The 26,321-nt window shown below is 72.1% G+C and carries 20 protein-coding genes; 9 read left to right on the top strand and 11 right to left on the bottom strand.

Annotated features, from left to right (window positions below; translation table 11 throughout):
• The first annotated feature begins 7 nt into the window (after nucleotides 1-7).
• From ACODT5_RS17720 to ACODT5_RS17695, 6 genes are read left to right on the top strand one after another with little or no spacing between them, the layout of a single operon-like run.
• The gene (locus tag ACODT5_RS17720) at nucleotides 8-1,015 is read left to right on the top strand and encodes an NAD-dependent epimerase/dehydratase family protein (protein ID WP_422520271.1); all 1,008 of its coding nucleotides are present in this window, start codon (nucleotides 8-10) and stop codon (nucleotides 1,013-1,015) included.
• Nucleotides 1,012-2,178, top strand: a complete 1,167-nt coding sequence (locus tag ACODT5_RS17715) for a DegT/DnrJ/EryC1/StrS family aminotransferase (RefSeq protein WP_422520270.1) — start codon at nucleotides 1,012-1,014, stop codon at nucleotides 2,176-2,178. The genes ACODT5_RS17720 and ACODT5_RS17715 overlap by 4 nt, the downstream gene beginning before the upstream one ends.
• Nucleotides 2,175-2,963 (top strand): NeuD/PglB/VioB family sugar acetyltransferase, encoded by a 789-nt coding sequence (locus tag ACODT5_RS17710; RefSeq protein WP_422520269.1) that lies wholly within the window; start codon nucleotides 2,175-2,177, stop codon nucleotides 2,961-2,963. The genes ACODT5_RS17715 and ACODT5_RS17710 overlap by 4 nt, the downstream gene beginning before the upstream one ends.
• The gene (locus ACODT5_RS17705; RefSeq protein WP_422520268.1) at nucleotides 2,960-4,075 is read left to right on the top strand and encodes a DegT/DnrJ/EryC1/StrS family aminotransferase; all 1,116 of its coding nucleotides are present in this window, start codon (nucleotides 2,960-2,962) and stop codon (nucleotides 4,073-4,075) included. The genes ACODT5_RS17710 and ACODT5_RS17705 overlap by 4 nt, the downstream gene beginning before the upstream one ends.
• 44 nt (nucleotides 4,076-4,119) lie before the next feature.
• A complete protein-coding gene (locus tag ACODT5_RS17700; RefSeq protein WP_422520267.1) occupies nucleotides 4,120-7,425 on the top strand; it encodes a DUF4082 domain-containing protein in 3,306 nt (1,101 codons plus the stop codon).
• On the top strand, nucleotides 7,422-8,468 hold the full coding sequence (locus ACODT5_RS17695) for a glycosyltransferase (RefSeq protein ID WP_422520266.1): 1,047 nt from the start codon (nucleotides 7,422-7,424) through the stop codon (nucleotides 8,466-8,468). The genes ACODT5_RS17700 and ACODT5_RS17695 overlap by 4 nt, the downstream gene beginning before the upstream one ends.
• A 56-nt stretch (nucleotides 8,469-8,524) precedes the next feature.
• Here ACODT5_RS17695 and ACODT5_RS17690 read toward each other — a convergent pair whose 3' ends face one another.
• Complete coding sequence (locus ACODT5_RS17690; RefSeq protein ID WP_422520265.1) at nucleotides 8,525-9,220, bottom strand: hypothetical protein; 696 nt, start codon at nucleotides 9,218-9,220, stop codon at nucleotides 8,525-8,527.
• Between the two features lie 83 nt (nucleotides 9,221-9,303).
• Here ACODT5_RS17690 and ACODT5_RS17685 point away from each other — a divergent pair, with 83 nt between their 5' ends.
• The gene (locus ACODT5_RS17685; protein WP_422520264.1) at nucleotides 9,304-11,364 is read left to right on the top strand and encodes an O-antigen ligase family protein; all 2,061 of its coding nucleotides are present in this window, start codon (nucleotides 9,304-9,306) and stop codon (nucleotides 11,362-11,364) included.
• A gap of 11 nt (nucleotides 11,365-11,375) precedes the next feature.
• Nucleotides 11,376-12,278, top strand: coding sequence for a glycosyltransferase (locus ACODT5_RS17680; RefSeq protein WP_422520263.1), 903 nt, complete (start codon nucleotides 11,376-11,378; stop codon nucleotides 12,276-12,278).
• Between the two features lie 12 nt (nucleotides 12,279-12,290).
• On the opposite strand, the gene ACODT5_RS17675 is transcribed toward ACODT5_RS17680, so the two are convergent.
• The 9 genes from ACODT5_RS17675 to ACODT5_RS17635 all read right to left on the bottom strand — a co-directional run bounded on the left by ACODT5_RS17675 (nucleotide 12,291) and on the right by ACODT5_RS17635 (nucleotide 21,999).
• Nucleotides 12,291-13,112, bottom strand: a complete 822-nt coding sequence (locus ACODT5_RS17675) for a glycosyltransferase family 2 protein (RefSeq protein WP_422520262.1) — start codon at nucleotides 13,110-13,112, stop codon at nucleotides 12,291-12,293.
• 18 nt (nucleotides 13,113-13,130) lie between these two features.
• Nucleotides 13,131-14,255, bottom strand: a complete 1,125-nt coding sequence (locus tag ACODT5_RS17670; protein ID WP_422520261.1) for a hypothetical protein — start codon at nucleotides 14,253-14,255, stop codon at nucleotides 13,131-13,133.
• A 13-nt stretch (nucleotides 14,256-14,268) separates the two neighbouring features.
• Nucleotides 14,269-15,771, bottom strand: a complete 1,503-nt coding sequence (locus tag ACODT5_RS17665) for an oligosaccharide flippase family protein (RefSeq protein WP_422520260.1) — start codon at nucleotides 15,769-15,771, stop codon at nucleotides 14,269-14,271.
• Entirely contained in the window at nucleotides 15,768-16,535 is a 768-nt protein-coding gene (locus ACODT5_RS17660; protein ID WP_422520259.1) for a YveK family protein, read from the bottom strand. The genes ACODT5_RS17665 and ACODT5_RS17660 overlap by 4 nt, the downstream gene beginning before the upstream one ends.
• Before the next feature lie 93 nt (nucleotides 16,536-16,628).
• Nucleotides 16,629-17,756 (bottom strand): non-hydrolyzing UDP-N-acetylglucosamine 2-epimerase, encoded by a 1,128-nt coding sequence (wecB, locus tag ACODT5_RS17655; RefSeq protein ID WP_422520258.1) that lies wholly within the window; start codon nucleotides 17,754-17,756, stop codon nucleotides 16,629-16,631.
• A gap of 4 nt (nucleotides 17,757-17,760) precedes the next feature.
• Nucleotides 17,761-19,017: a nucleotide sugar dehydrogenase gene (locus ACODT5_RS17650; RefSeq protein WP_422520257.1), complete on the bottom strand. Its 1,257-nt coding sequence runs from the start codon at nucleotides 19,015-19,017 to the stop codon at nucleotides 17,761-17,763.
• On the bottom strand, nucleotides 19,017-19,796 hold the full coding sequence (locus ACODT5_RS17645; protein ID WP_422520256.1) for a WecB/TagA/CpsF family glycosyltransferase: 780 nt from the start codon (nucleotides 19,794-19,796) through the stop codon (nucleotides 19,017-19,019). The genes ACODT5_RS17650 and ACODT5_RS17645 overlap by 1 nt, the downstream gene beginning before the upstream one ends.
• On the bottom strand, nucleotides 19,793-20,962 hold the full coding sequence (locus ACODT5_RS17640; RefSeq protein ID WP_422520255.1) for a hypothetical protein: 1,170 nt from the start codon (nucleotides 20,960-20,962) through the stop codon (nucleotides 19,793-19,795). Before ACODT5_RS17640 ends, ACODT5_RS17645 begins: the two co-directional genes overlap by 4 nt.
• A gap of 437 nt (nucleotides 20,963-21,399) precedes the next feature.
• Complete coding sequence (locus tag ACODT5_RS17635) at nucleotides 21,400-21,999, bottom strand: acyltransferase (RefSeq protein ID WP_422520254.1); 600 nt, start codon at nucleotides 21,997-21,999, stop codon at nucleotides 21,400-21,402.
• Nucleotides 22,000-22,328: 329 nt separating this feature from the next.
• Between ACODT5_RS17635 and ACODT5_RS17630 the strand changes: the two genes are divergently transcribed.
• Nucleotides 22,329-23,855 (top strand): cellulose binding domain-containing protein, encoded by a 1,527-nt coding sequence (locus tag ACODT5_RS17630; protein WP_422520253.1) that lies wholly within the window; start codon nucleotides 22,329-22,331, stop codon nucleotides 23,853-23,855.
• A gap of 82 nt (nucleotides 23,856-23,937) precedes the next feature.
• Here the strand turns inward: ACODT5_RS17630 and helR are convergent, their stop codons facing one another.
• Nucleotides 23,938-26,190, bottom strand: a complete 2,253-nt coding sequence (gene helR / locus ACODT5_RS17625; protein WP_422520252.1) for an RNA polymerase recycling motor ATPase HelR — start codon at nucleotides 26,188-26,190, stop codon at nucleotides 23,938-23,940.
• Between the last annotated feature and the right edge of the window lie 131 nt (nucleotides 26,191-26,321).

The raw sequence follows: 26,321 nt of genomic DNA, 5'->3' as shown, positions 1-26,321 counted from the left end.
CAGGGCGTTGAGCAGCGTACGAGGCAAGAGGATTCTGGTCACCGGCGGAGCGGGCACGATCGGCTCGCACCTGGTGGACCTGCTGGTGGACAACGGGGCGCGCGAGATCGTCGTGCTCGACAACTTCGTACGGGGACGCAGGGCCAACCTGGCCCGCGCCCTGCCGAGCGGGGTCGTGGACCTGGTCGAGGGCGATATCCGGGACATATCCGCCGTCCGCAAGGCGACCGAGGGGGCCGACTTCGTCTTCCACCTCGCGGCGATCCGGATCACCCAGTGCGCCGAGGAGCCGCGGCTGGCCAACGAGGTGATGGTCGACGGGACGTTCAACGTACTGGAGGCCGCCGCGGCCGCCGGCGTGGGCAAGGTCATCGCCTCGTCCTCGGCCTCGGTCTACGGGATGGCGGAGTCCTTCCCGACCACCGAGCGCCACCACGCCTACAACAACGACACCTTCTACGGGGCCGCGAAGGCCTTCAACGAGGGAGTGCTGCGCAGCTTCCACGCCATGTACGGGCTGGACTACGTCGCACTGCGCTACTTCAACGTGTACGGCCCCCGGATGGACATCCACGGCCTGTACACCGAGGTGCTGATCCGCTGGATGGAGCGGATCGCCTCCGGCGAACCGCCGCTGATCCTCGGCGACGGCACGCAGACCATGGACTTCGTCGACGTCCGCGACATCGCCAGGGCCAACCTGCTGGCCGCCGAATCGGACCTGACCGACGAGGTGTTCAACGTCGCGAGCGGCTCCGAGACCAGCCTCCTCGACCTGGCCAACGGCCTCCTGGAGGCCATGGGCGCCGAAGGTCTGGCGCCGGAGCACGGACCGGCCCGCGCCGTGAACGGGGTGACGCGCCGGCTCGCGGACACCTCGCAGGCCGCCGCCCGGCTCGGCTTCACGGCCGGGATCGACCTGCGCACCGGGCTGCGGGACCTGGTCGACTGGTGGCGGGCCGAGCGCGTGGCGGACGCGGAGTCCGCAGCTGCCGCCGGGGAGGCCGGCCGATGAGCGCCCAGGACGCTCCCGCCCCCGCTCCCGCCCGGATCCCCGTCATGATCCCGTGGCTCGGCGAGGACGAGGCACGGGCCGCCGCCGACGCGGTCCTGTCCGGCTGGGTGGCCCAGGGGCCCAGGGTCGCGGAGTTCGAGCGGGCCTTCGCCGAGCGGGTGGGCGCGGAGCACGGCATCGCGGTGAGCTCCTGCACCACCGCCCTGCACCTCTCGCTGATCGCGCTCGACCTCGGTCCGGGCGACGAGGTCGTCGTTCCCTCGCTGTCCTTCATCGCCACGGCCAACGCGGTGCGCTACGTCGGCGCGCACCCGGTGTTCGCGGACGTCGAGGAGGCCACCGGGAACCTGACCCCGGCCACCGTCGAAGCCGTCCGCACCCTGCGCACCAAGGCCGTGATCGCCGTCCACCAGGGCGGGGTCCCGGCCGACGTGCACGCCCTGCGTGCCGCCTGCGCCGACTGGGGCCTCGCCCTGGTGGAGGACGCCGCCTGCGGCATCGGCGCCACCGTCGGCGGCAAATCGGTCGGTCAGGGGGCCCTGCTGGCCGCCTGGTCCTTCCACCCCCGCAAGGTGATCACCACCGGCGAGGGCGGCATGGTGACCACGGACGACGCCGCGTGGGCGGAGCGGCTGCGCCGCTTGCGCGAGCACGGCATGAACGTGTCCGCCGCGCAGCGGCACGCGAGCAGCAAGCCGATCGCCGAGAGCTACCTGGAGGTCGGCTACAACTACCGGATGACCGACATCCAGGCCGCGGTCGGCCTGGTGCAACTGGGCAAGCTGGACGAGATCGTGGCCCGCAGGCGCTTCCTCGCCGCCCGGTACGCGCAGCTCCTCGCCGGGATCCCGGGCCTGACCCCGGTCCGCGACCCCGCTCACGGCGAGGGCAACTTCCAGTCGTACTGGGTGCTCCTGGCCGAGGACTTCCCCGTCGGCCGCGACGAGCTGCTCGCCGTGCTGGCGGAGGCCGGCATCTCGGCCCGGCGCGGGATCATGGCCTCCCACCTGGAGCCGGCGTACGCAGATCACGGTGCGGCGGCGCTGCCGGTGACCGAGCGGATCACCCGCGACTCGCTGATCCTGCCGCTGTTCCACACGATGACCGAGGAGCAGCAGGACCGGGTGGTGGCGGTGCTGCGCGAACAGGCCGACGGCGGATGAGCGGGCCGCACGGTCGCACGACCGGAACCGCGACATCCGAAAGCCTGCTCATCGTCGGCGCGGGCGGGTTCGCCCGGGAGACCGCCCAGGCCGTACGGGACGCGGCCGCCGCGGACCTGGCGGCCGGCAGGGTCCCGCGATGGCTGCTCGCCGGGCACCTGGACGACGATCCGGCCCTGCACGGCCGGGACGTCGACGGCGTTCCCGTCCTGGGCGGCAGCGCCCTGGTGCACGAACGCCCGGCCGCCCGCGTGGTGGTCTGCGTCGGCAGCCCCCGCGACTACGGGGTACGGGCCCGCCTGGTGCGGGGCCTGGCCCTGCCCGAGAGCCGGTACGCCACCGTGGTCCACCCCACGGCGGCGCTCTCCGGGTCCTCGGTCCTCGGTCCGGGCACGGTGCTGCTCGCGCACTGCGTGCTGACGGCGGCGGTACGGGTGGGGTCCCACGTGGCGGTCATGCCCCACGTGGTGCTCACCCACGACGACGAGGTCGGGGACTTCGCGACCCTGGCCTCCGGGGTCCGCCTCGGCGGCGGGGTACGGCTGGGGCGCGGCGCCTACGTGGGCGCCGGCGCGCTGGTCCGGGAGTACGCGCAGGTCGGCGCCTGGTCGCTGACCGGCATGGGAAGCACGGTCCTGGCCGACGTGCCGGCCGGCGAGGTGTGGGCGGGAAGCCCCGCCCGCCGGCTGCGCGAGGCGGGGGGCCCGGCGCTCGACGAGCTGCGGGCCGATGAGTTGGAGACCGGCCGGAGGCCGGAGACACGGATGGGGAGCACAGCCGCATGAACCAGATACCGCTCGTCGACCTGAAGGCAGCGCACGCCGAGGTCGCGGACGAATTACGTGCGGGATTCGACCGGGTGCTGGCCGACACCGCCTTCATAGGCGGCGAGGAGGTCCGGGCCTTCGAGCGCGAGTACGCGGCCTTCGCCGGGGTCGCCCACTGCGTCGGCGTGGCCAACGGCACCGACGCCCTGGAACTGGCCCTGCGGGCGAGCGGAGTGGGCGTCGGCGACGAGGTCGTGCTGCCCGCGAACACGTTCATCGCCACCGCCGGCGCGGTCGCCCGGATCGGCGCCCGGCCGGTGCTGGCGGACTGCCTCCCCGACACCCTGCTGCTGGACCCGCAGGCCGCGCTCGACGCGGTCACCAAGGCCACCCGCGCGGTGGTCCCGGTCCACCTGTACGGGCAGTGCGCCGACACGGCCGGTCTGGCCGCGGGCCTGCCCTCGTACGCCAGGCTCGTCGAGGACGCCGCGCAGAGCCAGGGCGCCTCCCGGGAGGGCCGCACCCCCGGCAGCGGCGGTATCGCGGCGACCAGCTTCTACCCGGGCAAGAACCTGGGCGCCTACGGGGACGCGGGCGCGGTGGTGACCGACGACGAGGAGGCGGCCGACCTCGTCCGGGCGCTGGCCAACCACGGAGGCGTGGCCAAGTACCGGCACGACGTCGCCGGTTTCAACAGCAGGCTCGACGGTCTGCAGGCCGTGGTGCTGCGGGCCAAGCTGGCCCGGCTCGCCGGGGGGAACGAGGCCCGCCGGGCCGCGGCCGCCCGCTACGACGGGCTGCTGGGAGACCTGGCGGCCACCGGACGCCTCACCCTGCCGGTCACGGCGCCGGGCAACGTCCACGTCTGGCACCTGTACGTCATCCGGGTCAGCGGCGCGGACCGCGACGCGGTCGTCGGCAAGCTCAACGCGGAGGGCATCGGCGCCGGCGTGCACTATCCGGCCCCGGTCCACCTCACCCCGGCCTTCGCCCACCTCGGCCACGGCCGCGGGGCCTTCCCGCACGCCGAGCTGGCCGCCGACCGGATGCTCTCCCTCCCGCTCTTCCCGCAGATCACCGCCGCCCAACAGCAGCGGGTCGTGGACGCGCTCTCAGCAGCGCTGCGCTGACGCTCCGGCGTCGAATCACCAAGCCCCTCCCAAATGAGGTTCGGATGAACAGAAGGACAAGGCTGCTGCGGTACGGGCTCTACACCGTGGTGGCAGCCCTGATGGCGGCGGCGCTGCCGCCATCGGTGGCGGTCGCGGCGGACCCGTGCGGCCCCGGCTCCAACGCGATCGTGTGCGAGAACTCGAAGGCGGGCACACCGATGTCCGACTGGTTCGCGCCCAGCGCCTACGGCGACATCAAGGGTTTCCCGGCCAAGGAGAGCGTGCAGGCGGGCGAGACCCTGCAGTTCAAGATCCAGTCGCCGACGGCGTACAAGGTGTCGGTCTACCGGCTCGGCCACTACGGGGGTGACGGGGCCCGCCTGATGTCGACCCCCGCCCAGGCCGCGCAGATCCACCCGGCGAACTTCCCGCAGGGGGGCAACCCGCAGAGCTGCACCACCAAGCCCTCCACCGGCCTGGTCGACTGCGGCAACTGGCCGGTCACCTCGACCTGGACGGTGCCCTCCGACGCCGTCTCCGGCCTCTACATAGCCAACTTCGACCAGGCGGACGGCAACGGCGTCATGCCCTACCCGTTCGTGGTCCGCAACGACTCCAGCCACTCCGACATCGTCGTGCAGACCAGCGACCAGACCTGGCAGGCGTACAACAACTACGGCGGCCAGGACCTGTACGACGGCGGCGGGCCCGCGCCCGACGGCCGTGCCTACGAGGTCAGTTACAACCGGCCGATGGACATCGGCGGCGAGAACGGGATCTACGGATCCGAGTACCAGATGGTCGCCTGGCTGGAGCGCAACGGGTACGACGTCAGCTACATGTCGGGCATCGACATGTCGACCAAGGGCGCGACCCAGCTGCAGAGCCACAAGGTGTTCATGTCCTCGGGGCACGACGAGTACTGGACCCAGGACCAGTTCACCAACGCCCTGAACGCCCGTCACGCGGGCGTGAACCAGACCTACTTCGCCGGTAACGAGGTCTTCTGGAAGACCCGGCTGACCCCCAGCATCGACGGGGCCAACACGGCCAACCGGACCCTGGTCTGCTACAAGGAGACCAAGCTCTCCTTCCCGCAGCCCAACGGCATCCCCGACCCGAGCGGGATCTGGACGGGCACCTTCATGGACCCGGCCAGCGCGACGAACGGCCGGCCCTACCAGCCGCAGAACCAGCTCACCGGCTCCCTGTTCAGCGTGAACGGCTACCGCAGCGACGCGATCACCGTCCCCGGCGCCTACGCCAAGATGCGCCTGTGGCGGGGCACCACCGTCGCGAACCTGACCCCCTCCCAGACCGCCACCTTCCCCGTCGGTACGCTCGGCTACGAGTGGGACAGCGACGTGGAGGACGCGGCGCGCCCGCCCGGGCAGATCGCGATGTCGTCCACCACGGTGGACATCAACGACGGCAAGTACCGCCTCGACTACGGGAACACGTACGGCAACGGGACCGCGACGCACAGCCTGGTCGCCTTCCGGGACCAGATCTCGAACGCCCTGGTCTTCGGCTCCGGCACCGTGCAGTGGTCGTGGGGCCTGACCAACATGCCGACCGGGAACCCGGACGACGCGGTGGTCACCGAGGACAAGCGGATGCAGCAGGCGACGGTGAACATCTTCGCCGACATGGGGGTCCAGCCCAAGTCCCTGCAGAGCAACCTGCTCGTGGCCACCGCCTCCACCGACACCACCGGCCCCGCCATCACCGTGACCAGCCCCGCGGCGAACGCCACGGTGCCCGCCCTGCGGCCCGTGACCATCACGGGCACCGCCTCCGACAGCGGCGGCGGAGTCGTGGCCCGCGTGGAGGTCTCCACCGACGGCGGAACCACCTGGAAGGCCACCACGGGAGTCGGGTCCTGGAGCTACAAGTGGACCCCGACCACCCCCGGTGCCGCGCAGATCAAGGTCCGCGCCGTGGACGACAGCGTCAACATCGGCGCCACCACCACCGTGCCGCTGACCGTGGGCCCCCAGGAGTGCCCTTGCACCGTCTGGCCCGCCGCGGCCGTGCCGGGCACCGTCAACGCCGGCGACGGCAGCGCCGTGGAACTCGGCGTGAAGATCCGCTCCTCGGTGCCCGGTTCGATCACGGGCGTCCGCTTCTACAAGTCCCCGGCCAACACCGGCACCCACACGGGCAGCCTGTGGAGCAGCTCCGGCCAGCGCCTGGCCACGGGCACCTTCACCAACGAGACGGCCTCGGGCTGGCAGCAGCTCAACTTCTCCTCGCCGATCCCCGTCAAGGCCAACACCACCTACATCGCCTCCTACTTCGCCCCCAACGGCGGATACTCCTTCGACACCACCTTCGCCTCGGCCGCAGCCGGGCTGGCCCCGCTCACCGCACTGAAGAGCGGCACCGACGGCGGCAACGGCGTCTACCGCTACAGCGGCACCGGCGGGTTCCCGTCCACCGCCTCCTCCGGCAGCAACTACTGGGTCGACGCGGTCCTCGACACCGCCACCGCGAGCACGACGCCCCCGACCGTCACCTCGACCACCCCGCAGTCGGCGGCGACCGGCACCGCGATCACCACGACCGTGAAGTCCACCTTCAGCACGGCCGTGGACATGGACACCCTGGTGTTCACCCTCAAGGGCCCCGGCGGCGTCAACGTCCCGGGCAGCAAGATCCTCGACGTGTCCAACAGCGCTACCTTCACCCCGTCCTCCGAACTGGCGCTGAACACCACCTACACGGCATCGGTGCAGGCCGCCGACCTGTGGGGCAACGCCATGGCCGCGCCCGTCACCTGGACCTTCACCACCAGCGCGACCCCGCCGACGGTGACCTGCCCCTGCTCCCTGTGGGGTCCGAACGCCACCCCGACCACCGCCAACGTCGGCGACGACACCAACTCCGTCGAACTGGGCACCCGTTTCCAGTCCTCGGTCGCCGGCTACGTCACCGGAGTCAGCTTCTACAAGGGCCCCGGGAACACCGGCACCCACACCGGCAGCCTCTGGACCACCACCGGCACCCTCCTGGCCACCGGAACCTTCGGCAGCGAGACCGTGTCCGGCTGGCAGCAGCTGCACTTCACCACCCCGGTGGCCATCACCGCGAACACCGAGTACGTGGCCTCGTACCACGCGCCGAACGGCAAGTACTCCGTGGACGGCGGCTACTTCACCGCCGCACACCGCTCCTACCCGCTGGTGGCTCCGGCGAGCGGCAGCGGCGCCGGCCCCGTCACCGGCAACGGGCTCTACAAGTACGGGGCGGCCACGGTCTTCCCGAACAACACCTTCGGCTCGGTGAACTACTGGGTCGGCCCGGTCTTCACCACCACGGCCCCCGTCGCGCCCGAAGGGGGATCCACGGAGGTGTCCGGCCAGTGAGCACCGTCAGCGTGGTGATCCCCTGCTACAAGTACGGCCACTTCCTGGCCGACTGCGTCAAGAGCGTCCTGGACGAACAGGAAGGCGTCGACGTACGGGTACTGATCATCGACGACGCCTCGCCCGACGACTCCGCGGACGTCGCGCGCGCCCTCGCGGCGGCCGACCCCCGGATCGAGGTCCGGGTCCACGAGAAGAACCAGGGGCACATCGCCACCTACAACGAGGGCCTGCTGGAGTGGGCGGACGGGGACTACGTCGCCCTGCTCTCCGCCGACGACCGGCTGGTCCCCGGCGCCCTGGTACGCGCCGCGGCCCTGCTCGACGCCCACCCGCAGGCCGGTTTCGCCTATGGCAGGCCGCTGCGGTTCCAGCACGGCGGTCCGCTGCCCGCGGCCCGCACCCGGAGCACCGGCTCGGTGGTCTACCCGGGCCGGTGGTGGCTGGAGCGGCGCTTCCGGGAGGGCACCGGATGCATCACCTCACCCGAGGTGGTCGTGCGCACCAGCCTCCAGCGCAAGGTCGGGGGCTACGACCCGGAGCTTCCGCACGCCGGGGACATCGAAATGTGGATGCGGCTCGCCGCCCACGCCGACGTGGGCTACGTCCGGGGAGCCGACCAGGCCTTCTACCGGGTCCACGGCAACAACATGTCCACCACCGACTTCGGAGGGCAGCTCGACGACCTGCGCCAGCGCCTCGTCGCCTTCGACTCGGTGCTGGAGAAGTGCGGCGGCCTGCTCCCGGAGGCGGGCCGGCTGTCCACCGCGGCCCGCACCCGGCTCGCCCGGTACGCACTGCGGCGCGCCTACCGGGCCTACGACCGCGGGCGCACCGGGGTGGTCCCGGTCGAGGAACTGGAGGCCTTCGCCGCCGAATGCCTGCCGCAGTACACCTCGCTCGCCGAGTACGGGGCACTGCGCAGGCGCCGGCGGATCGGGGCACGCGTGATGCCGTACCTCCAGCCGCTGGTGCTGTCCGCCGTCGCCGACCGGGGACGCGAATGGCTCTGGTGGCAGTCCTGGAAGCGCCGAGGGATCTGATGACACCGCACCACCGCCCCGAACGAGGGGCGTTGGCGGCCGGGCGGCCCGCTGTCTCAGCGGGCCGCCGCGGTCGCCGGCACGGGGCTCTCGTCCCGCTGCGGCCCGCTGCCCCCGGCGTCGGCGCCTTCGCGCCGGCGCCGGGCGCGGCCCGCCAGGAACCGATCGGTCCACAGCGCGCAGGCCACCCCGGCGACCAGGGCCAGTACCGCCGTCCCGGCCAGCCCACGGCTCTTGGTCCCCAACTGCGCCACCGCGGATGGCGGTACGAGCAGGGTGACGCTCATCCGGCCCGCCGCCGGTATCCGCTGCTCGGCCTGCATGTCCGAGAGGTGCTTCCCGTAGACCTCGACGACCTTGAGCACCGAACGGTCGGCCGTGGCCGGGTCCGTGTGCTCGGCCTGGATCTGGAGGGAGGGAATCAGATAGCGCGGGGTGACGCTCGTGCCGCTGTTGCGCGGGATCAGCCGGTAGGTGCCCGCCACCCCGGCCGCGCGCAGTTCGGCCTCTCCGTCGGAGGAGTCCAACTGCTGTACGGCGGCCAGGGATACGGCGGCCAGCGGCGGCTGCAGATTGGCGAGCTGGTTCGGCTGGTTGCTCGTCACCGGCGGCTTGAGGACGACGATCGCGGTGCTCACGTAGGTCGTGGTGGGCCGGAGCACCTGGAGCGCCCCGGCAGCCGCCACCACGCCCGCCAGGAGCAGCACGTACCAGCGGCGGCGCAGCGCGCGGAACAGCTCACCAGGCGACAACAGGATTCCTTCCGTCGTGTTCGATCTTCCCAGGACGCCGGGCAACACGCCAACGGTTCCCGGGTGGTTGGGGAGGAGGCTTCATGAACATCGGTGAGATAGGAGCGGTGCTGCGGCGCCGCTGGTACGTCATGGGGCCCCTGACCCTGTGCGGGGTCCTCGCGGGTGCCCAGCTGTACCAGTCGGTCCCGGTGTCCTACCAGTCCCAGAGCTCGGTGGCCCTGCTCGACTCCACGGCCGTGGCCCAACTGGCCCCCGCCTTCGGCAACCCCATCGCGAACGCGGGCGGTTCGCTCGTGGTGACCGCCGACGTGCTCATCAGAACCCTGTCGGGCGCCGACGCGGCGCGGGACCTGCACGGTCTCGGGGTGACCGACCCCTACACGGTCGGCTTCGCCGCGAACGCCTCCGGCCCGATGCTCACGCTGACCGTCACGGGCACCAACCGGAACAAGGTGCTCAAGGAGACCAGTACGCTCACCGACTTCGCCGGGGAGCAGCTCAACGCGCTCCAGGCGGCGGCCAAGGTGCAGCCCGCCTACTTCGTGCAGACCGCCCCCGTGGTGCTGCCGCAGACCCCGAAACCACAGCTCAAGACCCGCTACCAGCAGGTACTGGCCGTGGTCATCGCCGGCCTGGTCGCCGGCTTCACCGCCTCCTTCGTCCTGGAGAGCGTGCTGGCGGGCCGCCGGCGCCGGCGCGAGGCCGCCGAGGCCGCGGCCGGTACGGCCAGGACGCGCGGGCGCAAGCGGACCCGCCACCGCGAACTCGACGCCACCGCCCTGCTCACCGGCTACATGGGGCTGGCCTTCTTCATCCCCTCGAACCTGACCCTGCCGGGTCTCGGCGGCGTGGGCACCCCGGCCAACGTCTTCGCGCTCCTGGCCCTGTTCTGGTACCTGGCGACCTGGCTGACCGGCCGGATCAGACCGGCCCCCGGCACCCGGCTGCCCCGGGTCGTCATGTGGCTGCTGGCGGTCTCGGTCCTGGCCTCCTACCTGGCGAACGCCTCCCGGGGAAGCTCGCAGAAGGAGGTGCTGGGCGCCGACCGGGGGCTGATCGGACTGCTGGTCTGGGTATCGCTGGTGGTGCTGATCTCCGCCGGGATCCAGGACCGGGCCCGCCTGGACGTGCTGCTGCGGCGGGCCGTCGTGATGGGGGCGGTGGTCGCCGCCATCGGCTACTACGACTTCTTCACCGCGACGAACATCGCCGAGAAGATCAGCATCCCCGGACTCCAGTCGAGCGTTGCGCAGATCACCACCCTGGACCGCGGGGCGTTCACCAGACCGCGCTCGACCACCGCGCAGCCCCTGGAGTTCGGCGGCATGCTCGCCCTGCTGCTGCCCTTCGCGATCCAGCAGGCCTTCGATCCGGTCCGGGCGCACCTGACCCGCTGGCGCCGCTGGGCGCCGGTGGCTCTGATGGGCGGCGCCCTGCCGCTGACGGTGTCGCGGACCTCCATCATCGGCGCCCTCATCGTGGTGCTGGTGATGGTGCCGAGGTGGAAGCCGCAGCGCCGCTGGACCGCCTTCGGCCTGCTGCTCGGCTCGGTGGCCGTCTTCAAGGTCATGGTCCCCGGGCTGATCGGCACGATCACCACGCTCTTCGCGTCCTTCGTGTCCAACTCCGACAGCAGCACCCAGGCCCGCACCGTGAAGTACAGCGCGATCGTGCCCTACCTGGAGGAACGCCCGCTGTTCGGCCGGGGTTTGGGCACCTTCACCCCGGACCTCTACTTCTTCACCGACAACCAGTACATGCTGACCCTGGCGGAGATGGGCCTGCTGGGCCTGCTCGCCCTCCTGGCGCTGTTCCTCACCGGGATCCACCAGGGCGGCGCCATCCGCCGCCTCGCCGCCGACGAGTCCGACCGGGAGCTCGGCCAGGCCTTCTTCGCCTCGGCCCTCGTCGGCCTGGTCAGCGCGGCCACCTTCGACGCCCTCAGCTTCCCGATGTTCGCAGGGATGTTCTTCCTGACGATCGCCGCCGGAGGCAGCTACCTCGGCTTCATCCGGCGCTCCGCGCCCGAGCCCAGAACCACGGAGTCCTTATGCCTTTCGACAGCGCAGTCCCCGACAGCGCAGTCCCCGACACCGCAGCTTCCGACGGCGCAGCCTCCGGTACCCCAGCCGGCACCGTAGCCGTCGTCGTGGTGACCTGGAACAGCGCCCGGGTGATACCCGATTTCCTCGCCTCCCTGCCGCAGGCCATGACCGGGGTCGACTGGCGGCTCGTCGTCGCCGACAACGACTCCGCCGACGGCACCGTGGACCTCATCCGGTCGCTGGCTCCGCAGGCCACCGTCGTCGAGACCGGCCGCAACGCCGGCTACTCGGCCGGGGTGAACGCCGCGCTGACGGCCGCCGCCGAATGGGAGGGCGGCTTCCAGACCGCCCTGGTGTGCAATCCGGACATCCGGATGCGGCCGGGCTGTGCGCAGCTGCTCGTCGGCGCGCTCGGCGACCCGGTGGCCGGCGGGGGCCGGGTGGGGATCAGCGTCCCGCAGCTGTACGAGGAGGACGGGACGCTCTACCACTCGCTGCGCCGGGAGTCCCAGCTGACCCGGGCCCTGGGCGAGGCCGTGATCGGCAACCGTCGTGCGGGACGCTTCCCGCGGTGGAGCGAGCTGGTCACCGATCCGTCGGCGTACGAGCGCAAGACGGTCGCCGACTGGGCGTCCGGCGCGCTGATGGCGCTGTCCCGGGAGTGCCTGGACGCCTGCGGAGCCTGGGACGAATCGTTCTTCCTGTACTCGGAGGAGACCGAGTACTGCCTGCGGGCCCGCGACCGCGGCTTCGCCACCCGGCTCGAGCCCGCCGCCTCGGCCGTCCACCTCGGCGGAGAATCGCAGGTCTCCCCGCGCCTGTGGGCCCTGCTGACCCTCAACCGCGTGCGCCTCTACGGTCGCCGGCACTCGGCGCCGGCCACCATGGCCTTCCACGCGGCCGTGCTGCTACGGGAGACCTCCCGGGCGGCGCTCGGCCGCCCGGCGAACCGGGCCGCGGCGCGCGCCCTGACCAGCCGGACCGCCCTGCGCGCCACCCCGGGGCCCTGACCGGGCCGGACATCAGGCGGCGGGGGCCGGCCCGGCGGGGGCCGGCCCCTCCCAGGCGGTGTAGAAGCTCTCCGGGTTGACCAGGTAGCGGACGGTCGGCCGGGGCAGGTGGCGGACCTCGTGGCGCCGGCTGTAGCGGCGTACGAGCTCCCAGTCCTCGCGGGGCAGGACCTCGGGGGTCCGCCGCAGCCGGCTGAAGTACAGGGCCGGGGTGCGTCGCGCCACGAAGGCGTTGGTGTCGAGGAAGGCCTCGTGCGCCGAGCGGCGGCGGTCGAAGGGCACCGACAGCACGTCCCGCTGCGATCCGTCGGGGAGCACCCGGCGCAGCGCCGTGTACACCGCATCGGGTCCGCCGGGCGACTCCAGGACCGTCAGGGCCTGCTCCAGATGGTCCGGCTCCCACAGGTTGTCGTCGTCCAGGAAGGCCACGTACCGGGAGCGGCTCAGCCGGATCCCCACGTTGCGCACCACCCCGGCCGTGGCCGTGTTCCGGGCCAGCGATACCGCGAAGAGCCGCGGATCCGAAGGGAGTTCGGGCAGCCCGGCCCCGTCGTCCACGACGAGGACCACCTGGTCGGCCACGGTCTGCGCCAGCGCCGAGGCCACCGCGGCGCGCAGGGCCTCGGGGCGCCGGTGGGTGGCGATCACGGTGGCGACCAGGGCGGCCGGCGGCCGGCCCAGGAGCGGGCCGAGCCTGCTGGTCTCCGCGTTCTCGAAACGGCGGAGCCGCAGCGCGGAGGGGGCCAGAACGAGCTTGTTCCTGGCCTCGAAGAGCACCAGCCAGCCGAAGGTCCGCTTCAGCAGCTCCCAGGGGGCCCGGGCGATGGTGCGCACGTCATGTCCTCTCGGTGGTCAGGGGGAGGGCTCGGGGACGACGGGCCGCCCGTCCGACATGCGGTTGCCGCGCCACACGTTGCCCGCGCCGCCCGCGTTCCACGCGGCGACCGCCCCGTAGAGCCCGCTGTGGGGGTGGTACTGGGTGGAGAACACGTTGTCGGTGACCTGGATGCCGGTGGCTCCCGGGCCGCCGCCGTAGAGCGCGTACGCCCCTCCGGCCAGCCAGTTGTTGTCGACGATCACGTTGGAGACCACGCCGGTGTCGGCGAAGAGCCCGAGCGCGGCGCTGGCGCCCTTGTCCACGGGGACGGAGTTCAGCAGCGTGTTGTGGCGGACCGTCAGCCGGCCCTTGTTGCCGCCGCCGCTGATCACGGCATCGGTGTGCTGCCACTCCCCGCCGAGGTTCCGGAAGGCGACGATGTCGTGCACGTAGTTGTCGTGCAGATTGCCCTGCCCCATGGACAGTGCGTTGCCGAACACCGAGACGTCGCACCAGCCGACCTCGACGGAGCTCTCGCCCATGTTGGAGACCGCGTAGTTGACGCCTCCGTTGTCGGGGCCCTTGCCCGGCACCGCGGTGATCGTGGTGTGCAGCACCCGCAGGCCCTTGAAGCCCGGACGGAGGTTGATGCCCCACCAGTTGGCCGAGGTGATCCTGCTGTCGATGACGGTGACGTTGTCGGCGTAGACGTCGAGCGAGCCGCGGATGTCCCAGCCCCTGATGACCATGCCGTTGGTCTTCACCGACATGTTCCCGACGTCGTGCCGCTCCAGCGCGATCCGGGGACCGGTGGAGCGCGCGTCCGGGAAGCCGCAGGCGCCGGGCGAGGTGGCGTTGCAGACGGGGCCCGGGGCGGGCGGCGCACTGCTGCCCGACGGGGGAGGAGTCGGCGACGGGGAGGCGGGGGCCGCCGGGGTCGCGGAGGGGCTCGGACTGACCGGCGCGGACGGCGAGTCGGTGGGCGCGGCGGTCGGAACGGGCAGCGGGAGGGGTTTCTCCTCGCCGGGGCACTCGAGGGCGCTCTCGGGGCAGGAATCGGCCGCCGACTCGCTGCGGCCCGTCCGCTCGGCCTGGTAGAGGGTCAGGGCGGCGACGGTTAAGAATCCGGCCAACAGCCAGGCCCACAGTCGTTTGCGCACGCGTGCCATGGTGTCAGTCCTTGATCGTCGTGGCGGCGGCGGCCGGTGCGGCGCCGCGCAGGAACCCGAAGCTGGGCAGGACGCACACGGCGTAGCACAGGGTGGCGGCGGCCGCGGTCGCCAGGAGCGCGAGGACGCCGTCGCCGAGGAGCCGTTCCAGACCGAGGACCACGGCCGTCATCACGGCGCCGCCGAGGAAGGGCCAGGCGCAGGCGCGCGCCACGGTGCCCAGGCCGACGCCGCCCCGGTACAGGGCGATGAGGAACACCGGCACCACGACGGCCCCGGCGACCAGGACGTGGCCCTGGGCCACCCCCTCGATCCCGCCCGCGCCCGCGCCGACCACCAGCACCGGGACCAGGACGGCGAGCCACAGCCCCTGGACCCCGATGAGGGAGCGGCGGTGGCCGATCGCCACCAGGCAGTCGTAGGCCAGTTCACAGCCGATCCGGACCAGCCCGAGCCCCATCAGCCACGGCAGCGCGGCGGCGGCGGGCAGCCAGCGCGCCCCGTAGACGAGCTCGACGATCGGCCCGGCGAGGGCGGCCAGCAGCACGCAGAGCGGGACCGTGCCCGTCATCACCACGCCGAGGGCGCGGCCGAAGCCGCCTGCCAACGCGCCTGGGGAGTCGGCCAGCCGGGAGAACCCGGCGAAGGAGACCCGGCGGGCCGCCTCGGAGATGATCCGTACGGGCCAGCCGGAGATGTTGAAGGCGAGCACGTAGAAGCCGAGGGCCAGCTGGTCGAGGGAGGAACCCACCACCATGGTGTCCACGTTGACGACGCCGAGCGCGAGCATGCTGGCCCCGGCGAGCGGGAGCCCGAAGCGCAGCAGGGCCCGGGCCTGCTCCCGGTCCCAGCCGAACTTCAGGGTGCCGGGCGCGGCCAGGCAGCAGCCGATGAGCGCCGCCACGTTGCCCGCGACGGAGCCCCAGGCGAAGCTCATCGCGCCCCAGCCCTGGACGGCCAGCAGCAGGGTCACCCCGGTGCTGAGGACGAAGTTGACGGCGTCGATGGCCATCCGCCGGCCCTGCTGGAACTCCCGGGTGAGGAAGCCGGCGGGCACCTGCGAGAGCCCGTCGAGGACCACGCACACGCACATCACCCGCAGTACGCCCGAGGCCTCGGGCGAACCGAGCACCCGGGCCACCAAGGGGGCCGCCGCGAACAGGCCCGCGTACAGCAGCAGGCTGGAGGCGGCGCTCAGGGTGAGGACGGTCGGGGCGAAGCGGCGGGGGTCGCCCTCCCAGCGCACGATGGCGAGGGAGACCCCGAGCTCGTTGGCGGAGAGCAGGACCAGCAGGACCGTCTGGGCGATTCCGTAGACGCCCCAGGCCTCCGGGCCGAGGAAGAAGCGGGCGAGGATGATGCCGGTGACGAAGTTGCCCAGGCGCATCACCATGGTGTTGACCAGGCTCCACCGGGCGGCGGATCCCACCTTGCGCGCCAGGGACGGAGCCTCGGGCGGGACCTCCGGCGGGTCCTGGGCGGCGGTGTCCGTGGTGGGCGTGGTCACGGCGATGCCTTGGAACGGAAGGCCGAGGAGGGCAGGACCTTGAGCGCCATGGTCGCCGTGGGGTCGACGGCGCCGTTGTGGTGGGCGTCGGGACCGGGACCCGTACCGGGGTCCTCGGGCGGCCCCTGGTCGCCTTCCACGGCCTTGCGCCGGCCGGGCTTGTCGGCCTTGCGGCGCCGGGCCTCGACGAAGAAGGTGGCCACCAGGCTGAGTACGAAGCCCAGCGCCGCCGCCATGACCAGGTACTGGAGCCGGGTCTTGGTCTGTGCCTCCGGCTTCTGCGGGGGCACGATCGTCGCCATGCGGATCATCGCCTCGGGGGTCACCGACTGCTGGGCCTGGAACTCCAGGAGCCGCTTCTCGGCGTACGCGGTGAAGAGCTTGTCGGAGTGCAGCACCGCGGCCGGGTCGGTGCCGGTGACGCTCAGCCACATGAACGGTCCCTGGGCGTTGTCGGCGATCTTCGCCTCGTACAGGCCGGTGAGTCCCTGGGCCTTGAGGTCGGCCTTGGAATCGTCGGAGTTCAGGTTGCGGGCCAGTCCGTCGGCCATGCCGGTGAGCGAGGCCTGGGTGCTCAGGAAGGGATTGCCGTCGAAGGCCACCGTGGCCTTCTTCGAGTTCAGGAGGGTCACGGTGCTCTGCGACCGGTACTCCACCGGGACCAGCAGGTACACGCCCGTGATGAGCGCGGCCGTGAGCAGCAGTCCGGGCAGCAGCACGTACCAGCGCCTGCGCATGACCCGCCAGATCTCCGCGAGGTCCATCAGCCTTCTTTCGATCCAGGTGGAACGGGGGTGGAAACGGTGCTGTGGCGGGAGGGGTTCGCCGGGCCCCGGCGAACCCCTCCCGCCACAGCGCTAGACGACGGGCTTGGTGCCCGGGACGAGGTCGGTGGGCCGCGGCCGGGTCGCCGTGCTCCCGCCATCGAGGAGCACCTGCGCGATGCGCTCGCTCGCGCGGCCGTCCCACAGCTCGGGGCAGCGGGGCGCGGGCGGATCGTCGAGCACCCGGTGCACCGTGGCGGTGATGCGGTCGGGGTCGGTGCCCGCCAGGACGTTGGTGCCCTGCTCGACGGTGATCGGGCGCTCGGTGTTCTCCCGGAGGGTCACACAGGGCACGCCGAGGGCGGTGGTCTCCTCCTGGATGCCTCCGGAGTCGGTGAGCACCACGCGGGCGGAGTCCTGCAGGGCGATGAAATCGAGGTATCCGGCGGCCGGCACCAGCCGGATCCCGCCGGGTACGCCGATCTCGGCCAGCCGTTCGGCCGCCCGGGGGTGCACCGGCAGCAGCAGCGGGCAGCGGCCCGCGATCTCGCCCAGCGCCTTCAGCAGCCCGCGCAGGGCGTCCGGATCGTCCACGTTGGCCGGCCGGTGCAGGGTGACCAGGCCGTACCCGCCGCGGGTGAGCCCGTAGCGGTCGAGGACGTCGGAGCGCCTGGCCCGGTCCAGATTGGCGAGCAGCGTGTCGATCATGACGTTGCCGACGACGTGGATCTGGTCCTCGCGGTACCCCTCCGCCCGCAGGTTCACGGCGGCGTCGGGGGAGGGGGCCAGCAGGTAGTCGCTGAGCCGGTCGGTGGCGACCCGGTTCACCTCCTCCGGCATGCTCCAGTCCCGGCTGCGCAGACCCGCCTCCACGTGGGCCAGCAGCGGCCCGGCCTTCGCGGTGACCAGGGCGCAGGCCAGGGTGGAGTTGATGTCCCCGACCACCACGACGGCGTCCGGGACCAGCTCGTCGAGCAGCGGCTCGAAGGCCTCCATCACCCGGCCGGTCTGCAGGGCGTGGCTGCCGGACCCGGCTCCCAGATAGCGGTCGGGGGAGCGGATGCCGAGGTCGCGGAAGAAGACGTCGTTCATCGACTCGTCGTAGTGCTGGCCGGTGTGGACGAGGACGACCTCGGCGCCGCGGCGCTCCAGGGCGTCCATCACCGGCTTGATCTTCATGTAGTTGGGCCGGGCACCGGCCACGCAGATGATTCGGGTCATGGCCTCAGAGAACCTCCACCGTGGGTCCCGACAGCCGGTTGCGGCAGTCGAGGATCAGCGAGGCGTGCTCGGTGATCAGCGCGTAGTCGAAGGAGTCGTGGTCGGTGAGCAGGACGACCACGTCGGCGGCGGCCAGCTCCTTGCGGGTCACCTCGACCCGTGAGAGCCGGGCGTCGACCTTGACGCTCTCCACCACGTGGTGGTCGGCCGCGCGCACCTTGGCGCCCATGTCCAGGAGCAGTTGGGAGACGCGTACCGCCGGAGACTCCCGGGCGTCGCCGGTGTTCTTCTTGTACGCCAGTCCCAGCAGCAGGATCCGGGAGCCGTTGACCGAGCGCCGCTTGGAGTTGAGCGCGTCCATGACGCGGCGCGCCACGTACTCGGGCATGTGGCTGTTGATGTCGTTGGCCAGCTCCACGAACCGGAAGTTCTGGCCGAGTTCGCGCTGCACCCGCCACGACAGGTACGAGGGGTCGATGGGCAGGCAGTGGCCGCCGACACCGGGGCCCGGGGTGAACTTCATGAAGCCGAACGGCTTGCTGGAGGCGGCCTCGATGGTCTGCCACACGTCGATGTCGAGGTGGCGGGCGAACATGGCTATCTCGTTGACCAGGGCGATGTTCACGTGCCGGAAGGTGTTCTCCAGCAGCTTCGCGAGCTCGGCCTCCTTGGGGGAGCGCACCGGCACCGTGGTGTCGACGAGGCCCGCGTAGAAGGTCTCCACGGCCTTGAGCGAGAGGGGGTTGACGCCGGAGACCACCTTCGGCGTCTGCTGGAATCCCCACACCTTGTTGCCGGGGTCGATGCGCTCGGGGCTGTAGCCGAGGTGGAAGTCCACCCCGGCCGTGAGGCCCGAACCGTCCTCGAGGATCGGGCCGAACAGCTCCTCGGTGGTGCCGGGGTAGGTGGTCGACTCGAGCACGACGGTGGCTCCCGGCCGCAGGAAGCGGGCCAGGGTGTGCGCGGACTCCTCGATGTAGCGCAGGTCGGGGGCACCGTCCTGCAGGGGGGTCGGGACGGTGACGACCGCGACGTCGAAGCCGCCGCAGTCCCGGGCCTGGTCACTGGCCTGGTACGTGCCCAGTTCCAGTGCCCGGCTCAGCCGTGCGGAGGAGACGTCCTCCACGTACGACTCGCCGGCGGCGAGGCTCTTGACCCGCCGCGCGTCCACGTCGTAGCCGACCACCTGGTGTCCCACCTCGGCGGCCCTGATGGCCAGCGGAAGGCCGACGTATCCCTGTCCCACGACGACGACGCGCATCAGTGACTCCTGTTCGCGGAACCGGAAGGCGGTGTGGACGGTGTGCGGCGGATGAGTTCCCGGACCGTCATGAGGAGGAAGGCGGAGTTGGTGGTGACGTAGCGCTTGCCCAGGCGGCGCGGTTCCTGGAGGGTCCGGTAGAACCATTCGAGCCCCATCCGCTGCCAGACCAGGGGGGCGCGCTTGGTGATGCCGGCCAGGATGTCGAAGGAGCCGCCGACGCCGTGCACCACGTGGGCGCCGGCGCGCTTGCCGTAGCCGGCGGTGAAGATCTCCTTCTTGGGCGAGGTCATGCCGAGGAACAGCATCCGGGCGCCGCTCGCGGCCACCGCATCGGCGATCTCACCCTGTTGGGAGTCCTCGAAGTAGCCGTTGCGGCTGCCGGCCACGCGCAGTGCGGGGAACCGCTCGGCGATCCGGCCGAGCATGAGGTCCAGTACGTCCTGCGTGGCGCCGAGCAGGTAGACGGGGATCTCCGCGGTCTCCGCCGCTGCCAGCAGCCGCATGAACAGGTCGATTCCCGCGACCCGTTCGGGCAGCCGGACCCCGAGGACGCGACCGGCCCACACCACGGCCTGGCCGTCGGCCATGACGAGGTCGCAGCCGGCGACCGCCGCGGCGAGGCGGGGGTCGCGGCGCATGTTGACCAGCTTGGCGGCGTTGACCATGCCGATCTCGATCTGTTCCCCGCGCCGCACGGCGTCGAGGCAGCGCTGGACCGCCTCGTCCATGGTCAGGGGGTCGAGCGCCACTCCGAAGAGGGACTGTCTGTGCTTCATCTGCCGAGCCTCCCGAGCCAGGCGTGGAGCAGCCAGCCGAACTCGTAGGGCCTGCACTCGCGGTCCACCGCCAGGGGGCGGAAGATCCGGTCGAGCGGGGCCAGCCGGGCCCGCGGTGCGACCCGGGTGGTGAGTCCGCGGGCGGCGCGCACGGCCTTGGCGGGATCGCCGCGGTAGACCTTGCGCCAGGTGACCCCGTACTCCTCACGGATCATGGGCTCCCGCGGGGTGCCGTCGGGCCCGCTGATCTCGGGCACCTCCGTCATCCAGCGCAGACCGCGGCGGATCTCCGAGCCGAAGTCCGTGCCACCCGCTTCGGCCAGGTCGAAGAGGGCCGTCGGGGCCATGGCGTGCTGGTGCACGCTGTAGACGGGGTAGCCCTCCACCACGCCGCCCGTGCGGGCGTCGTAGTGCCACCACCACTGTCCGCCGTCCCCCTGCAGGGCGCAGATCCGGGCGGCGCAGGCGTCGGCGGCCGCGAGGGCCTGCGGGTCCGGGGCGCTCGCGTGCAGCCGGGCCAGCGCCTGGAGGGGATACGTCTGGTCGGCGAAGCAGGCCACGTGGGAGCGGTATCCGGAGACCAGCCCCGGGCCGGTGGCGTGCGGGAACAGCGGGCCGTCCCCGACCCTGGCCGCCAGCAGGCGGTCGCGGGCGGCCGCCAGCCGGTACTCGACGTCCACCGAGGTCCGGGCCGCGGTGAGGGCGGAGAGCACCCAGGCGGCTTCCACGGTGTACTGCGGACGCCCGGGGACGTCCAGTTCGGCCACCCTCGCCACGGCGTCCGCGAGCTTGGGGTGGCCGGTCTCGGCCGCGGCCCAGGCGATGAGCGCGGCGTCGCCGAGGTTCGTGACCGCGGGCAGCCGCTCCACCAGGAGCGCGGTGAACTCCGCGGCGCTGTGGCCGCCGAAGAGGGCGCGCTGGCGCTCCTCGGGGAGGAACCGCGCGCCCAGTGCGGTGATCGCCGCGTACCGGGTGCTGGTACCGCGCCGTTCCACGCGCCTCGTGCCTTCGGGGGAGACGGTCCCCACCCGGGTGAAGACGAAGGTCTCCGCACCCGGCAGGTACATCTCGGGCAGCCCCGCCTCGGCCAGTGCGAGCAGCCGCTCGGCGAGGGCGTGCAGCGACGGGTCCTCGTGGGCCAGTGCTTCTAATCGTCTGGCGGTCACCGGTTCCCCACCCCGGTTCCCCGCGTGCCCTGCTCGCCCTGTATGTCCGAGCTGTAGCCGTACGGCTCCAACACACCTACCCCCTCTGAAATCGTTCCTAGGACAGACCCGGCGGTCGTCGTCCGGCGGAGGGGACTGCGCATGACGGTGCGCGTGCCTACGGTGTGATCCCCCCGATGGCACGAGCGCTCCGGGCCCGCTGGATCCCCCTCCAGCGAAGTTCCGGATCGGGGCGCGCGCGGATGGCGGCGGCGGACGGGCGCATGGTCCTGCGCCGGCCGTCACCGTGTCTGCGATTGCCCTCGTCGTGTACAACCCCCCACTGAACACAGCCTGTTGCCTGCTCAGATCCCGTGTACAGGGACAAGGTATGCCCAAGGATGTTCATTGATTGTGGTTTTGAGGAAATGCCATTGACCCAAATTGCCGACGTTGCGTCAGGTGCGCTCGGCCAGCGTTCCGTCGGTCTCGTCGTGCAGGGCGCCGGTGCGCGGGCACTCCCAGACGCCCGGCTCGCCATTCCGTTCCACCAGGCGGACACCGGCCCGGCCCACCCAGCCGATGCGCCGGGCGGGCACTCCGGCCACGAGCGCGAAGTCCGATACGTCCCGGGAAACGACGGCGCCGGCCGCGACGAGCGCCCAGCGTCCGATCCGGACCCCCGCGACACACACCGACCGGGCTCCCAGGGAGGCTCCCTCGGCCACCACGACCCCGGCCGCTTCCCAGTCGCCGCCGCGCTTCTGCCGGCCGTCGGGATCGACGGCCCGCGGGTAGAAGTCGTTGGTGAGCACCACGGCGGGGCCGATGAACACCCCGTCGCCGAGTACGGCGGGCTCGTAGACCAGCGCATAGTTCTGCAGTTTGACGTTGTCCCCGATCCGTACGCCGGGACCGACGTACGCTCCGCGTCCCACGATGCAGTCGCGTCCGAGCGTGGCCTCCTCCCGCACCTGCGCCAGATCCCAGATGGTGGTCCCCTCCCCGATTTCGGCCGTCTCGTCGACCTGGGAGGAGGGTTGAATTCGGACACTCACGGGGCGGTCCCCTTACGGCTCGCGAGGCGTTCGGATGTACCTCGCATTGAGGTACGGAGGGAGCATATGCGGCATCGGCCCCGCTCGTGCCGTAGATCAACCGACTGTTCACGCAGTGGACTTGGCGGGGCCGCGGTCGTGGGGCGGCCCGGCCGTCTTAAGGTCGTCCGATCGCTTCCTTAAGTGGAACCTAAGGTTCGCGATCCTCGCCCCGAATCGATCAAATGTCCGTTTCGGGGCGGCTAGCGTGCTGCCGCACCCCGGAAACCCCCAGAACCCAGAACCCCGAACCCCCCGACCCCCCCCAGCAATTCAGAGGCAGGCACGCGATGGGCAGCACGACCGGTCACCGGCGCAGGACGAGCACGAAGGCGAAGGCCGTGGGCGGGACGGCGGTGGCGGCGCTGATCGCGGCCGCCGCCTTCACCTTCACGGGTACGGCCCAGGCCGCCTCGATCGGCGCGGTGTACACCAAGTCGAGCTCCTGGAGCGGTGGTTACACCGGCACGTACGTGATCACCAACAACACGAGCCGGACGCAGACCGGTTGGACCCTCGAGTTCGACCTGCCCGCGGGCACGACGATCGACTCCCTGTGGAACGGCTCGCACACGGTCAGCGGCCGCCGCGTCACCGTGAAGCCGGCGGCATGGAACAAGGAACTGGCCGCGGGAGCCTCCGTGACGGTCGGCTTCGCCACGAGCGCGAGCGGGAACCCGGGCAACCCGACGGCCTGCCGGATCAACGGAGCCAAGTGCTCGGCGGACCCGGGCCCGACGCCCCCGCCGGGCGGCCGCCCCACCACCGCCCCGACCGCCGCCCCCTCCACCGTGCCGACGCCGGCGCCGACGGCCGGTACGAGCGCTCCCGCGACCCCCAGGCCCACGGGACAGCCGACCGGGCCCGGCCGGCCCACCGCGACGGCCACCGCCACGACCCCGCCCCCGACCGGAAACCCGGCCGGCGCCGCGCGCTTCGCGCCGTACGTCGACACCTCCCTGTACCCGGCCTACGACCTGGTCGACACGGCGGCCAAGACCGGCGTCAAGGAGTTCCACCTCGCCTTCATCACCTCAGGCGGCGGCTGCGCCCCGCTCTGGGGCGGGGTCACCGCGCTCGGAAACGACAAGGTCGCCGCGCAGATCGGCGCCCTGCGGGCCAAGGGCGGGGACGTGCGCGTCTCCTTCGGCGGCGCCGCCGGGCACGAACTGGCCCTGAACTGCGGCTCCGCGCAGGAACTGGCCGCCGCCTACGGCAAGGTCGTCGACCAGTACCGGCTGACCAAGGTCGACTTCGACATCGAGGGCGCGGCCCTGCCCGACACCGCCGCCAACACCCGCCGCGCCCAGGCCATCGCCCAGCTCCAGGCCGCCCACCCCGGGCTGGACGTGGCCTTCACCCTGCCCGCGATGCCGGAGGGGCTCACGCAGCCGGGCGTGGCCCTGTTGGCGGACGCGAAGAAGGCCGGCGTGCGGATCCACGGAGTCAACATCATGGCCATGGACTACGGCCCGGCCTACAGCGGTGACATGGGCCGGTACGCGATCCAGGCCGCCACGGCCACGCAGGCCCAGATCAAGGGGGTCCTGGGTCTCTCCGACGCGGCGGCCTGGAAGACCGTCGCCGTCACCCCGATGATCGGCGTCAACGACGTCACGAGCGAGATCTTCACCCTCGCCGACGCCACCCAGCTCGTGGACTTCGCGAGCGAGAAGGGCATCGGCAGGCTGGCGATGTGGTCCGCGACCCGCGACCGGCAGTGCCCGGCCGGAGTCGTGAACTACGCGGACGCCACGTGCAGCTCGATCCTCCAGCAGCCCCTGGCCTTCACGAAGGCCTTCGGCGCCTTCCGCTAGGGCCCGGGCCCTCGGGCGCGCCGCACGGCCGCTCGCCGCTCCGGCGGTTGGCGGTCGGAGCGGCGAACGGTCGGCGGCCGACTCAGGAGCTCGTGAGGATGACGAGGCGCTGGGTCGCGCGGGTCATCGCGACATAGCGGTCGACGGCGCCTTCGATGCCCTCGCCGCCTTCGCCGAAGGTGTCCGGGTCGATGAGGACGACGAGGTCGAATTCGAGTCCCTTCGACAGCGTCGGAGTCAGCGACCGGACGCGGGACGAAGCCGGGAGCGCGGCGGCGTCCACGGCGCCGGCCGCCCCGGCGGTGTCGGCGGCGATGACGCAGGCGACCCCGTCGGCCTGGGCGTCGAGCCAGTCGCCGAGGACCGCGGCCAGGTCCGCGACGCTGCCGTGGGTGACGGGGATGCCGCTGCTGCGGACGGAGGCCGGCACGTTCGCGTCGGGCAGTGCGGCGCGGATGGCCGGCTCGGCCTCGGCCATGACCTCTTCCGGGGTGCGGTAGTTGACGCTCAGGGAGGCCATGGTGATCCGGTCGAGCCCGGCCCGTTCGAGCCGCTCACGCCACGACTCCGTGAACCCGTGCCGCGCCTGCGCGCGGTCCCCGACGATCGTGAAGCTCCGCGAGGGGCAGCGGGCCAGCAGCATCTGCCATTCGGCGTCGGTCAGTTCCTGCGCCTCGTCCACGACGATGTGGGCGAACGGGCCGGCGAGCAGGTCGGGTTCGGCCCCGGGCAGCGCGTCCCCGTCGATCAGCGCGTCCTGGAGGTCCTGTCCGCGCAGCATCCCCACCGCGCCCTCGCTCTCGTCGATCTCGGTGTCCTGGAGCAGCCGGTCGATGACGTCGGACCTGCGCGCCCGTTCGGCGGCGACGGCGGCCTCGCGGCGGCGCCTGCGCACCGAGGCCTCGGCGTCTCCGAGCCGCTGCCGGGCCGCGTCCAGGATCGGCAGGTCCGAGACCGTCCAGGCCTGGGCGTCCGCGCGCTGGAGGAGGGCCACGTCGTCGCGGCCGAGCCACGGAGCGCACGTGCGCAGGTAGGCGGGCACCGACCACAGGTCTCCGACGAGTTCGCCCGCGTCGAGCATGGGCCAGGCGCGGTTGAGGGTGGTGATCAGGTCCCGGTCCTGGAGCAGCGAACGGCGCAGCAGCTGGGGCGAGACGTCGCTGTCGTCCTTGTCCATCAGGATCGCGAGCAGCTCCTCCAGGATCTGGTCGCGCGCCTCGTTGTGCGGGGTGCCCGGTTCCACCGCCCCGAACGCGGCCGCCCAGTCGTCGGCGCCCAACCAGATGTCGGACCAGTGGCTGGAGACCGTCAGCCCCTGGGTGGGCGGCTCCTCGTAGATGCGGACCGCCGCGTCCACCGCCTTCACCAGGTCGGCGGAGGATTTGAGGAGGGCCGCGCGCGGGTCCGCCTCGACGCCCGCGCCGGCTCCCTCGGTGACGAGGTCGCGCAGGGTGCAGGTCTGCACGCCCTCCTCGCCGAGGCTGGGCAGCACGTCCGAGACGTAGGCCAGGTAGGGCCGGCTCGGGCCGACGAACAGCACGCCGCCGCGGCGGTGGCCGAGCCGGGGGTCGGAGTAGAGCAGGTGGGCGGTGCGGTGCAGGGCGACGACGGTCTTGCCCGTGCCGGGCCCGCCGTCGACGACGAGGGCGCCCCGGGATCCGGCCCGGATGATGGCGTCCTGGTCGGTCTGGATGGTGGCGAGCACGTCGCGCATGCGGGCCGACCGGTTGCCGCCGAGGCTCGCGATGAAGGCGGACTGGTCGTCGAGCGCGGCGCGCCCTTCGAGGCCGTCGGCGCAGAACACCTCGTCCCAGTAGTCGCTGATCCGGCCGCGGGTCCAGCGGTACCTGCGGCGGCTCGTCAGCCCCATCGGGACGGCGTGCGTCGCCGCGAAGAAGGGCTCGGCCGCGGGGGAGCGCCAGTCCAGCAGCAGCCGGTTCCCGGCGCTGTCGGTGAGGCCGAGGCGCCCCACGTACACGGGCTCGGAACCGTCGGCGGGGACCATGTGCCCCAGGCACAGGTCCAGCCCGAAGCGGCGCAGGGTGCGCAGCCGACTGGTCAGGCGGTGGATCTCCGCGTCGCGGTCCATGGCCTCCCGGCCGATGCCGCCGGGCGCCTTGCGCGTGACCTCCAGGCGGTCGGACAGTTCGGCGATCGTCTGCTCCAGGCAGTGCGAGACGGCGGCGAAGTGCCGTTCGTCGCCGTCGATCAGAGCCGGGTCGGCCTTGGGGGAGAGGTGGTCGGGAAGTTCGAACGCACTGGTGGCGGTTGCGGTGGCGGTTCCGGTTGCGGTGGCCGTCGACTCGACGGAACCGTGTGATTCAAAAGCTGACATATCAGCACGCACTGAGTGAATCTCCCACTTTTCATCAGGTTCTGGCCTCGGTCCGCGATTCTGCCCCAGGCCGGGGGCCTTGCCGCAAGCCCCCCAGTGCGCTATATGTTGTACATGGCAAGGAGTGTGTA

The sequence above is a fragment of the Streptomyces tatrensis genome (genome assembly GCF_049310065.1).
In the GTDB taxonomy this organism is placed as follows: Bacteria; Actinomycetota; Actinomycetes; order Streptomycetales; family Streptomycetaceae; genus Streptomyces.
Note: the sequence above shows the minus strand (reverse complement) of the source record. Positions and strands in the feature narration are given on the sequence as shown.